Source organism: Herbaspirillum autotrophicum (assembly GCF_001189915.1).
Classification (GTDB): Bacteria; Pseudomonadota; Gammaproteobacteria; order Burkholderiales; family Burkholderiaceae_D; genus Herbaspirillum; species Herbaspirillum autotrophicum.
Genome location: NZ_LFLS01000004.1, coordinates 120,383 through 132,322, shown reverse-complemented (window position 1 = coordinate 132,322; position 11,940 = coordinate 120,383). Strand labels below are relative to the sequence as shown.

Here is an 11,940-nt window from a genome sequence, read left to right as displayed (position 1 = left end):
CGGACTGGCATGAAACTGATTGCAGATAGGAAACTTCAATCGTCGCCGAGCCGTCCTGCGGGACGTCGTTCGTCAGGTCCGGATTTTCCGGCTTGTTCAAGAACGCCGTCAGATTGAATTTGTAAATGAAGGTTTCACCTGCTGTCGGCAGACCATCCGCCGTAGTCGACAGCCTTGAATGCGACTTTGGTTTTGCTATCGCAGGTGACTTTCATCTCTACCGGCTTGTCAGCCCATTTGAAAAATTGATTCTTGGGCAAATCGGCTGCCTTGATGGTGCCGTAGTCGATTGCGTTATCAAAAATCCATTTCTCTTGGAAAATATGCTTTTCATGAAAATCCTGTGCACAACGGTGAGCCTGTTGCCAGCTTGATACCATCGTCGTATGCGGTATAGTGAGGCGCTTTCGTTCCACCCTGTCATTTCCGATTTGTGCCATGTTCGTTTGCCAGACCTGTTGCCGTGCTGATCCTCCACGCGGTTTTTATCGACCATGTCGATGGCGTGCAGCAATCAGTTTTTTCCTGCTGGTGCTTGTCGCGCTGGCATTGTCCGCCTGCCAGCGGCAGCCGCAGTTCTTGTCGCAAGACGCTTACATCTGGCAGCGCCAGTGGACGCCGGCAGTCACCCGTGCCATGCACGACAGCAGCAGCTTCGTCACGCAATGGCGGGTATTGGCGGCGGAACTGGATGCCGGCGGACGCTGGAACATGGCGGCGCCGGACTGGCCGGCATTACAAACCGCCGTCCGGCCCATGGTGCTGGTGGTGCGCATCAATGGTCAACTCAAGGACTTCCCCCAAACGCAAGTGCTGCAACAGATTGTTCGTCTGCGTGCGCAGTGGCAGGCAGCGGGGGTGACGCTGGCCGGCATCGAGATCGATCATGATTGTGCGACGGCGCGCTTGCCTGCATATGCCGCATTTCTGCATGCCCTGCGACAGCAGATGGAGAGCAAGGAAGTGCTCTCCATCACGGCATTGCCGACCTGGCTGACGAGCCTGGCATTGGATGCGCTATTGGCGGCGGCTGATGAAGCGGTGTTGCAAGTGCATGCCGTGATGAATCCGCGTCAGGGTTTGTTTGATCCCAAACGCGCCAGCGGCTGGGTGCAGGAATTTGCGCAACGTACCCGCCATCCATGGCGCGTGGCCTTGCCAACCTACAGCACCCGCGTGACCTGGAATGCACGCGGCATGGTCACGGCGATTGAAAGCGAGCAGGCGACGCTGGCGACATCGGATATGGCGCAGGAATTGATGGCGCAGCCGCAAGTGATGGCCGACTTCGCGGCGCAACTGGAACGCGACGCCCCGGCCGGCCTCGCTGGTATCGTGTGGTTCCGCTTGCCGACCGAGGATGATGTGCGGGCCTGGAGTGCATCCACCTGGCGTGCAGTGCTGACGCGTCAGGCGCTGCGGCCGGATTTGCAGGTACAGGCGCGCGCCGCTGCTGCGGGGCTGCATGACATCATACTGAGCAACAACGGCAACGCCGATGCCACATTGCCGCTGGCAGTGCGGCTGGATCAGGCGTGCCCGCTGGCCGATGGCATCAACGGCTATGTCCTGGCCAGCGACGCCAACGGCAACTATTTCAAACGCGCGCAGGATGGTTTGCTGCGCACCGGACGTCAGCGTACTATCGGCTGGATACGCTGTCCTGATAACTCAACCGCTCCTGCTCTCCATGTGGAACATTAACTATCTGAAAGCGGCAATCCCGCTGTCGATTGCCGTCGGTGCCGTCACCGTCATGGCGTGTGGCCCGGATTTTCCGATGCAACTGCTGGATGACCGCGCCGGCACGCTTAACAGCACGCCGAATAATTCCTTTGCATTCGAAGTGGCGAATCTGGTCAGCGTGCCCAAGGGGCTGACCGCCAATGAAACCGGCCTCTATGAAAATCCGGAAGTGCCGGGCGGACTTGAAGCTCCGGAAAAATCCGGATTGACCGCGGCGCAGGCCGCGCAACTCAAGACCATGCGTGCGCTCACTGATGGCGATGCTGCCTGGGCGCTGGGCGCGGAGGTGCCAGCGGCGGTGCGCTTGTATACGGCGGGCGCTGTCGATTACCTTGCTTCGCGCGCCGGGACTGCCGATGCCGATCCCAGAATTGCGGCCAAGATTGCGCAGGAACAACGCGCCCAGCAGCGTTTCCAGGCAGTGCTGGATTTGCCCCCACAGGAGGGGAATGCGCGTGCGGTATGGGCGGCTTATATGTTGGGGCAGGTACATGCGCAAGCGATGTCGGCAGCCGGCATGCAGCCGCTGGCAGAACGTGCCAAGGCCGAACGTTTTTATCAACTGGCACGGACGCGGGCGGCAGCCGGCGCATCCGATCCGGCCGGTCTGGCGGTGGCGTCGCTCGGTGAACAGGCGCGACTGTATTTTGTCAGCGGCGACAAGTTGTGCGCGTATGCCGATTTCACCACGCCTGACACCTCCGCTGCTGCAACTACTGTTGCCAGTACCTGCGCCGATGGCATTGCCAGCGCCGATCTCAAGCAAGCCATTCATTTGTACGCGCAACAGGCGGCCTACCATTCCAACAGCGGCATGCAATCGCTGCGCGTGATGGCGGAGTGGGCCTTAAGCAATCCGGCCCGCGCCGCGCGGCTGATCGATGATCCGGTGGCGCAGCAACTGTTGGTGGCCTACGGTCTGGCGCGTGTCGGCGATATCGTCAATGATGATCCGTCGACTGCCGCAGATTATTATTCCAGCGTCGATTACGGCGCCAAAGGTTATGCCGACGCCGCGCGTGGCGGCAGCAACATCAAGATCAATCCGATGTTGCAAACGCTGGTGACGGCATTGCAGGTGCGCGGCCTCAACAATGTCAGCGGCAGCGACCGGGTGGCGGCGCTGGCCTATCGCATCGGTCGTTACGATCTGGCGCAGACGCTGATCGATAAGCAGAACAGTGCCTTATCGTATTGGGTGCGCGCCAAGCTGGCGTTGCGCAAGGGCGATGTCAATGCCGCTGCGCAAGCCTACGCCACGGCATCCAAAGCCTTTCCGCAAACCGATGCCAGTCTGGAGCCGGCCGGCATGACCTTGCTCAAGGCCGAGCAGGGCGTGCTGATGCTGTCGCGCGGTCAGTACGTCGATGCCTTCGATCAGCTTTACAAAGCCAACGCTGCCAGCCGCGACCAGCAGGGTGCATCCGATATCTATGGCGATTATTCGGGAGACATGTATTACATCGCCGAACGCGTGCTGACCACCGACGAACTGAAAACCTATATCGACAGCCACGTACCGGCCAGCGCGACACCGCCGTTGCCGGCCGGATTTCCGGATGTCGATCAACAGACTGCTGAGGCATGGCGGCAAAAGTATGCGGCAGAACCCGGCGACCGGCTGCGCCAGTTACTGGCGCGCCGTCTGGTGCGGGAGGGGCGGATCAAAAATGCACTCGCCTACTTCCCTGACGACAAGGACTTGCGCTACGCGGAAATCACCGATATCAGCGGCAAGACTGCCTGGATGACATGGCGTTTGCGGCAATTGGCCAAAGACTACGGCGATGCGCTGCATGACGGGCAGCATGCCTGGCGTGCTGCCACGCGCGCGCAAGCGATGTATCAGGCGGCGGTGCTGGCGCGTGAGCATGGCATGGAAATCATGGGCTATCAGCAAGGGCCGGACTTCTTTGAATACGGCGGCATGCTCGGTTATGGCAGCGGGCGCAGCAGCCAGCGCTTGTCGGCGGCCGATACGGATGCCAATGCTGCGCCCGTCAAGCCGGCCGATACCCCACAGGCACGCGCACTGGCCGAGTTGCCGGGAGCACTGGTGACTGCCGATGAACGCGTACGTTATGCCGCCAGCGAAGCGCGGCCGAACCGGCGCTTTCATTACCGCGACATCGCATTCGATCATTTCATGGCCGCCGCCGATCAGTTGCCGCCCCGTTCGCAAGCCTTTGCCGCAGTATTGTGCAAAGGCGCCGGTTATCTGATGTATGACGCCGACGCCATGAGCGCACTTTATCGTCGTTATGTGAAGCAGGGCGCGGCAGTACCGTTCACGGCCAATTTCGGTCAGCAATGCGCCGATCCGGATTTCAGCGCTGCCGCGCGGTTCCCGTATGTGCAGGCATGGAAGCAGACGCGGCGCTGGCTCAGCGTCCATCGCCATGCGGTCAGTGCAGCCGCGTTGCTGGCATTGGCACTGGCCGGCGTTGGTATCTGGCGCTGGCGGCGCCGGCGCACACCGGCGCCATAACGCACGCCGGCGTTTTCAATTGGCCTTGGCTGCCAGCAGCGACGGCAATTCGGACAGCAAGACATCGCGCGTCTGGATGCCGGCCGATGTGGTTTCTTTCTTTTCACGCTGGGTCAGGCGCACGAAGACCAGCGTGCGCGGTCCCTTGGTGATCCAGCCGACGAACCAGCCATGCGCGCGTGTTTCATCATTACTGCCATCGGCGTGATGGGGAAACGCAGTGCCGGTTTTGCCATGTACGGTCCAGCCGTTATCGAGCTGATTCACTTGCACCACCTGTTGCGTCATATCGTAGGCATGCGCTGATACCGGCAGTTCTCGTCGCACCAGTTTTTGCAGAAAGGCGATTTGCTCCAGCGGCGAAATTGTCAGCGATGATCCTATCCAGGCACGGTCAAGGCCGTTGTTTTTGCCGGGATCGCCGCTGATGTCGGCATTGCCGTAATTGAAATTGTGCAGATACTTTTGCACCCGTGGCGCGCCCAGCGCATGCGTGATGCGTTGCGAAAACCAGACTACCGAATATGTCATCCAGCGTGTGGCATCGGTGGGTTGGCGCCAGGCTTCACCGCCCCAGTCGACATCGCCGGCGCGGTACGGCAGGCTCGGCGTGCGGGCATCTTGCAAAAAGCCGGAATCGAAGCCGATCAGGCTGAGCGCAATCTTGAAGGTGGACGCCGGCGTCACGCGGTCGCGGCAGTTACCTTCCTGCAGCAAAATCTTGCCGCTGTCGGCGTCCGCCAGCGCGGTGCAGACGGTGCGGGCCTGAACGGCAGATGCCGCAGATACGGCGGTCAGCATGCCGAACGCCAAAGTGCGTAAATACGTCAATTGCATGAATCTCCTCTGAGGTTTATTTCCAGTTGCCAAAAATGTCATTCAAATGCTGGCCGGGTGCCGCTGCTGCCAAACCATCGAAAGAACCGTTCCTGATTTGTTCGGCCGCAGTCATCATCGCGCCCCATGCCACGCGTGCCAGCGTACCGCCGATGCTGATGCGACGCACGCCGAGGTCAGCCAGTCCGGCTACGCTCAAACCGGGCTTTGACATGAGCACATTGAGCGGCTTGGGGCCGACGGCCTTGACCATGGCGGCGATATCGGCCTTGCTCCGCACGCCGGGCGCATACAAACAGTCGGCGCCGGCTTCGGCGAAGGCTTCCAGCCGGGCGATGGAGGAGGCGAGAGCGCCGGCATCGTACAGCAAGCCCTCCGTGCGCGCGACCAGAATCACGTCGGCACCGGAAGCATCAATGGCGGCGCGCGCGGCGCGGATACGTTCGACTGCCAGCGCAGTGTCATACAGCGCCGGTGACGATCCTTCCTTGAGGTCTTCAATCGACAGTCCGGCGACGCCGGTGGCAATCGCCAGTTGCACATTGGCCGCAACCGCTTCCGGTGCCACCGCAAAGCCGGATTCAAAATCGGCATTGACCGGCACGTCAACGGCGGCGCACAGTGTACGCAGATGTTGCAATACATCGTCGCGGGTCACGGCGTTGTCGGCATGTCCGGTGGTCCAGGCGAAACCGCTGCTGGTCGAGGCCAGTGCGGCAAAGCCGAGATGTTGCAGCATGCGGGCGCTGCCGCTGTCCCACGGATTGGGCAAGACAAAACAGCCTTGTTGATGCAAGGCGCGGAAGGCAGCACGTTTTTCGGTAACGGTAGTGGTCATGGCGAGTTCATCCCTGGCGAATGCGACGTGAATATCTGACGATGAAGTCGGATATTAACGCCAAAGCGCTGACGGCCGCAGCCAGCGGCGCAAATGCTCGTTACAATACCGCGCTGGAAATGCAAGCAAAGGCAGCAAGGTGGTACAACAGGTACAACAACAAGGTTTCATTCTGACCAGACACTGGCGCGATACCGCTGCCGGGACCGAGGTCGAATTCTGGCTGGCGACCGCCGATGGCCCGCAACATGTGCGTCTGCCGTTGCAACCATCGGTCGCGTTCATTCCGGCTGAACAGAGCGAACGGGTCATCGCGGTGCTCTGCAATGTGCAGCGCGGCGACCGCGGATTTGAATTGCGGCCCTTGCCGTTGCTGGATTTTCATCAGCGCCCGGTAGTCGGCTTGTATGTGCAGCATCACCGGCAACTGCTCAAATACGAAAAGTTGTTGAAAGAAAACGGCATCGATGTCTACGAAGCCGATATCCGGCCGCCGGAACGCTATCTCATGGAACGCTTCATCACGGCGTCGCTGCAGTTCAGCGGCGAGCCGAATGGCAGCCGGTCCTGGCTCAACGGTCACCTGAAAGCCGGCGGCGATTACCGGCCGCGACTGCGGCTGGCATCGCTCGATATCGAAACCACGGCGCATGGCGAGTTGTATTCCATCGCGCTGGAGGGCTGCGGTCAGCGCCAGGTGTACATGCTGGGGCCGCCGAATGGCGATGCTTCCGATATCGACTTTGCGCTGGAATATTGCGACACCCGTGCCCTGATGCTGGAAAAGCTCAATCAGTGGCTGGCACGGCATGACCCCGATGCCATCATCGGCTGGAATCTGGTGCAGTTCGATCTGCGCGTGTTGCAACAACATGCCGAGCAATACAAGGTGCCGTTGCGCATGGGGCGCGGCGGCACCGAAATGGAATGGCGCCAGCATGGCTTCAAGCAAAACCATCATTTCGCTGCTGCCGCTGGCAGACTGCTGATTGACGGCATCGAAGCGCTGCGCTCGGCGACCTGGAATTTTCCCTCGTTCAGTCTGGAATACGTAGCGCAGGAATTGCTCGGCGAAGGCAAGTCGATCAGCAATCCCTATCAGCGCATGGCGGAAATCGACCGTCGCTTCGCTGAAGACAAGCCGGCGCTGGCGCGCTACAACCTCAAGGACTGCGAACTGGTGACGCGCATCTTCGCCCACACCGAGTTGCTGAGTTTCTTGCTGGAACGCGCAGCCGTCACCGGTTTGCCGGCTGATCGCAGCGGCGGATCGGTAGCTGCATTCAGCCATTTGTATCTGCCGCACATGCACCGGCAAGGTTATGTCGCACCCAATCTTGGCGAGTTGCCGGAAGAGTCCAGCCCCGGCGGTTTTGTCATGGAGTCGCAGTCGGGTTTGTACGATTCGGTACTGGTGCTGGATTACAAAAGTCTGTATCCCTCGATCATCCGCACCTTTCTGATTGATCCGGTGGGGCTGGTCGATGGCATGCAGCACCCGGACGACAGTGACTCGGTGCCGGGTTTTCGCGGCGCCCGGTTTTCGCGTACCAAACATTGCCTGCCGGCCATCGTCAGCCAGATCTGGCAAGGTCGCGAAGCTGCCAAACGGCAGCAGAACAAGCCCTTGTCACAAGCCTTGAAGATCATCATGAATGCATTTGCCGGCGTGCTGGGATCGCCCGGCTGCCGCTTTTTCGATCCGCGCCTGACCTCGTCGATCACCATGCGCGGCCATGAAATCATGCATCAGACGCGGGCGCTGATCGAGGCACAAGGCTATCAGGTGATTTACGGCGATACCGATTCCACCTTTGTCTGGCTCAAACGCCCGCATACCGATGCGCAGGCGACGGAGATCGGCAACGCCCTGGTGCAGCACGTCAATGCCTGGTGGCAGCAGCATCTGCGGCAAGAATTCGGGCTCGCGTGCGAACTGGAATTGCAATTCGAAACCCATTACGCGCGCTTCTTGATGCCGACCATTCGCGGTACCGAACTGGGCAGCAAGAAACGCTATGCCGGACTGGTGATCAAGCCCGATGGCCGTGAAGAGATGGTGTACAAGGGTCTGGAAACGGTACGCACCGACTGGACTCCGCTGGCGCAGCAATTCCAGCGCCAGTTGTATCTGCACATTTTCAAGCGCGAACCGTACCAGGCATTCATCAAGAGTTACGTCGCCCGTACTCTCAGTGGCGAGTTCGATGACTTGCTGGTTTACCGCAAACGCTTGCGGCGGCCGCTCGATGCTTACGAACGCAATGTGCCGCCGCATGTGCGTGCGGCGCGCAGCGCCGATGACTTCAATCGCCAGCATGGGCGGCCATTGCAGTATCAGAACGGCGGCTGGATCAGCTACGTGATGACTGCCGGCGGTCCCGAACCAATGGAAAACCGCCGCTCGCCGATTGATTACGAGCATTACGTCAATCGCCAGTTGCAGCCGCTGGCGGATGCCATCCTGCCATTTCTGCAAGATGATTTCGCGTCGCTGATGACAGGACAGCAGGAATTGTTTTGAGTACTGTTGTCGGCAGCGGCCTCAGCGAAAGAACAGCAAGCGCGTCAGGAAAGTGTAATGAGCCTCGGTCGCCATCAGGCCGACCAGCACCAGCAGGCACAGCGGCGGCACCAGAATTGCATACACCAGTGCCAGCCGCTCCCAGGCCATGTGCATGAAAACCGAGACGATCAGGCCGGCCTTGAGCAACATGAACAACACGATCAGGGTCCAGCGCAGATAACCGTGGAACTGGAAATAGTCGACCAGATACGACATCGTGCTCAGCACGAATAACAGTCCCCATATTTTCAGGTAGAGGCTGATCGGATGTTGTTGCCCATGTGCGGAAGTCATGCGTTCACCATAAATAGAACAAGGCAAAAATGAAGACCCAGACCAGATCGACGAAGTGCCAGTACAAGCCGGCGATTTCCACAATCTGGTAGTTCGGTCCGGCGCCACCGGTATTGTCGTAGCGCCCGCGCAGCAGACGGATCGCTACCACCCACAGATAAATCACGCCAGCCGTGACGTGCAAACCGTGGAAACCGGTAATCATGAAAAAAGTGGAACCGAATTGCGGCGCTCCCGACGGATTGCCCCATGGCCGCACGCCGCCTTCGAGGATCAGATGCGACCATTCGAAGGCTTGCATGCCGACGAACAATTCACCGAGCGCAGCGGTCACCAGCATCAGGCTGGCGGCATTGACGCGGTCGCCGCGATAGGCGCAATTGACCGCCATGGCCATGGTGCCGCTGCTGCTGATCAGCACAAAAGTCATGATGGCGATCAGCAGCAAGGGCACTTCGCTGCCATGGATGTTGAGGGCGAACACGACGCTGGCATCCGGCCACGGCATGGTGGCCGCCATGCGCATGGTCATGTAGCCGGTCAGGAAGCAACTGAAAATGAAGGTGTCGCTGAGCAAGAAAATCCACATCATGGCCTTGCCCCACGAGACGCGGAATGACTGGCGGTCGCCCGACCAGTCGGCCAGCAAGCCCTGCCAGCCGCCGGCCGGTGCGGCGGCAACAATTGCCGGTGAGGGAGAGATGGGCATGAGGTTCACCTGCCGCAAATGAAATTGACCACGTCCGGCGTCAGCCAGCCCAAGGTCGCAAACAGCACCAGCCACAGCGCCAGCAGGAAATGCCAGTAGCGTGCGCACAAACTCAGGCGCCAGGCATTGCGCGTGACTTGCGGTCCGGCCCAGACGGTGCGGGCAGTCCATGCCAGCGCCGCCATGCCGCCGATGACGTGCAAGCCGTGCATGGCAGTCAGCAGATAAAAGAAACTGCCGGCCGGATTGTTGACCGGCAGCACATTGTTGGCCAGCAGCGCATGCCAGGCCCAGCATTGGACCAACAGAAAGGCCAGCGCAAACAAGGCCCCGGCACCGATCAGCAGGCGCGTGTTCTGGCGCATGCCATAGCGCGCCGCCAGTGCCGCCTGTTGCATGGACATGCCGCTGGCGAACAGCAGCGCGGTACTCAGTTGCAATTGCCATGGCAATGCGATCACCGACCAGTCGCTGCCATTCATGCGCATCACATAGGCGGCGAGGAACAGCATGAACAACATCCCGGCCACCGCCATGAACAGCCACAGGGCCACGGCAGCCGCTGCCTGATGACGGTCGCGGTAAGCGCGGTCGACATCGAAACGGGGGCTGCGCGGCATATCGTCGCTGTCGCTGGCAGCCTTGAGCAAGAGCGCGGGGATCATGGCATGGCTCCTTTGGCAGAATAAGGTTCAGGTTCCTGACCGCCATCTTGCAGCGGTGCATTCTGGGCAATGAAATCTTGCGGCGCGCCGGGCACGCTGTAGGCATACGCCCAGCGATGCACCACCGGCAAATGCGGCCCCCAGTTGCCGTGCGCGGGTGGTGTCTGCGGGGTTTGCCATTCCAGCGAGGCTGCGCGCCACGGATTGGCGCCGGCCGGTTTGCCGCGCCAGGCGCTCCATAGCAGATTGCCGATGAACAGCAATTGCGCCGCGCCGACAATCAGCGCTGCCACGGTAATGAAGGTATTGAGCGCATAGGCCGAGGGCGGGATGAACTGGTAGTTGTCAAAGTTGTAGTAACGGCGCGGCATGCCGAGGATGCCGAGATAGTGCATCGGAAAATAGATGGCATAGGTACCGATGAAGGTGATCCAGAAATGCAGCTTGCCGACGCGGTCATTGAGCATGCGGCCGGTGATCTTGGGGAACCAGTGGCAGATGCCGCCAAACACCACCAGCAGCGGCGCCACTCCCATCACCATGTGGAAATGCGCTACCACGAAGTAGGTATTCGACAACGGAATGTCGACACTGACATTGCCGAGGAACAGACCGGTCAGGCCGCCGATCACGAAGGTGCTGATGAAGGCCAGCGCAAACAGCATCGGCACCGACATGTGGATGTCGGCGCGCCACAGGGTCAGCAGCCAGTTGTAGACCTTGATCGCGGTCGGCACGGCGATGATCAGGGTGGTGGTGGCGAAGAAAAATCCGAAGTAGGGGTTCATGCCGCTGATGAACATGTGGTGCGCCCAGACCACGACCGACAGCACGCCGATGGCCAGAATCGCCCACACCATGGTGCGGTAGCCGAAGATGCTTTTGCGGGCATGCACGCTCAGCAGATCGGACACGATGCCGAATGCCGGCAAGGCCACGATATAGACTTCCGGATGGCCAAAGAACCAGAACAGGTGCTGAAACAACAGCGGGCTGCCGCCCTTGTAGTCGCTGACCTGGCCCATCGAAATCAGCGCCGGCATGAAAAAGCTGGTGCCCAGCGTGCGGTCCAGCAACATCATGATGCCGCTCACGAACAGCGCCGGAAATGCCAGCAGGGCCAGCACCGTGGCGACAAAGATGCCCCATACGGTAAGCGGCATGCGAAACAGCGTCATGCCTTCGGTACGACATTGCAATACCGTGGTGACGTAATTGAGACCACCCATGGTGGCGGCGACGATAAAGATCAGCAACGACACCAGCATCAGGATGATGCCCCAACTGTAACCGGGAGTGCCGGGCAACACCGCCTGCGGCGGGTACAAGGTCCAGCCGGCACCGGTCGGCCCGCCGGGAACAAAGAAGCTGGCCATCAGCACGATGACCGACAACAGATAGACCCAGAAACTCAGCATGTTCAGATAGGGAAACGCCATGTCGCGCGCGCCTGTCATCAGCGGAATCAGGTAATTGCCGAAGCCGCCGAGAAACAGCGCGGTCAGCAGATAAATCACCATGATCATGCCGTGCATGGTGACGAACTGATAGTAGTGACTGGCGTCGATGAAGGCGAAGCGGCCGGGAAAGCCGAGTTGCAGCCGCATCAGATTGGACAGCAGCAAACCGGCCAGGCCGGCGATGATGGCAACCGATGCATACTGGATCGCAATCACTTTATGATCCTGGCTCCAGACGTATCGGAGCCAGAAGCTTTGCGGTCCGTGGCTGTCATCATGGGCACCGGCCTGAGTTCCGGACCTCCCGCTGTCGGCATACATGATCACTCTCCTTGGG

The 11,940-nt window shown here is 60.1% G+C and carries 10 protein-coding genes; 3 read left to right on the top strand and 7 right to left on the bottom strand.

The window, feature by feature from the left end; all coding sequences use genetic code 11:
* Window positions 1-134: 134 nt before the first annotated feature.
* Window positions 135-440, bottom strand: coding sequence for a DUF1120 domain-containing protein (locus tag AKL27_RS04490; protein ID WP_050461587.1), 306 nt, complete (start codon window positions 438-440; stop codon window positions 135-137).
* Between the two features lie 139 nt (window positions 441-579).
* Here AKL27_RS04490 and AKL27_RS04485 point away from each other — a divergent pair, with 139 nt between their 5' ends.
* On the top strand, window positions 580-1,704 hold the full coding sequence (locus tag AKL27_RS04485; protein WP_232310899.1) for a DUF3142 domain-containing protein: 1,125 nt from the start codon (window positions 580-582) through the stop codon (window positions 1,702-1,704).
* The gene (locus tag AKL27_RS04480; RefSeq protein ID WP_050461586.1) at window positions 1,691-4,234 is read left to right on the top strand and encodes a hypothetical protein; all 2,544 of its coding nucleotides are present in this window, start codon (window positions 1,691-1,693) and stop codon (window positions 4,232-4,234) included. The genes AKL27_RS04485 and AKL27_RS04480 overlap by 14 nt, the downstream gene beginning before the upstream one ends.
* 15 nt (window positions 4,235-4,249) lie before the next feature.
* Here the strand turns inward: AKL27_RS04480 and blaOXA are convergent, their stop codons facing one another.
* A complete protein-coding gene (gene blaOXA, locus AKL27_RS04475; RefSeq protein WP_050461585.1) occupies window positions 4,250-5,071 on the bottom strand; it encodes a class D beta-lactamase in 822 nt (273 codons plus the stop codon).
* A gap of 16 nt (window positions 5,072-5,087) precedes the next feature.
* On the bottom strand, window positions 5,088-5,909 hold the full coding sequence (locus AKL27_RS04470) for an isocitrate lyase/PEP mutase family protein (RefSeq protein ID WP_050461584.1): 822 nt from the start codon (window positions 5,907-5,909) through the stop codon (window positions 5,088-5,090).
* 139 nt (window positions 5,910-6,048) lie between these two features.
* On the opposite strand from AKL27_RS04470, the gene AKL27_RS04465 reads away from it, so the two are divergent.
* Entirely contained in the window at window positions 6,049-8,433 is a 2,385-nt protein-coding gene (locus tag AKL27_RS04465; protein WP_050461583.1) for a DNA polymerase II, read from the top strand.
* A 21-nt stretch (window positions 8,434-8,454) separates the two neighbouring features.
* Here AKL27_RS04465 and AKL27_RS04460 read toward each other — a convergent pair whose 3' ends face one another.
* From AKL27_RS04460 to AKL27_RS04445, 4 genes are read right to left on the bottom strand one after another with little or no spacing between them, the layout of a single operon-like run.
* Complete coding sequence (locus AKL27_RS04460) at window positions 8,455-8,769, bottom strand: cytochrome C oxidase subunit IV family protein (RefSeq protein WP_050461582.1); 315 nt, start codon at window positions 8,767-8,769, stop codon at window positions 8,455-8,457.
* A 4-nt stretch (window positions 8,770-8,773) separates the two neighbouring features.
* The gene (locus AKL27_RS04455) at window positions 8,774-9,478 is read right to left on the bottom strand and encodes a heme-copper oxidase subunit III family protein (protein WP_050461581.1); all 705 of its coding nucleotides are present in this window, start codon (window positions 9,476-9,478) and stop codon (window positions 8,774-8,776) included.
* Window positions 9,479-9,483: 5 nt separating this feature from the next.
* Window positions 9,484-10,143, bottom strand: a complete 660-nt coding sequence (locus AKL27_RS04450) for a cytochrome c oxidase subunit 3 (RefSeq protein WP_083438870.1) — start codon at window positions 10,141-10,143, stop codon at window positions 9,484-9,486.
* A complete protein-coding gene (locus AKL27_RS04445; RefSeq protein ID WP_050461580.1) occupies window positions 10,140-11,924 on the bottom strand; it encodes a cytochrome c oxidase subunit I in 1,785 nt (594 codons plus the stop codon). Before AKL27_RS04445 ends, AKL27_RS04450 begins: the two co-directional genes overlap by 4 nt.
* Between the last annotated feature and the right edge of the window lie 16 nt (window positions 11,925-11,940).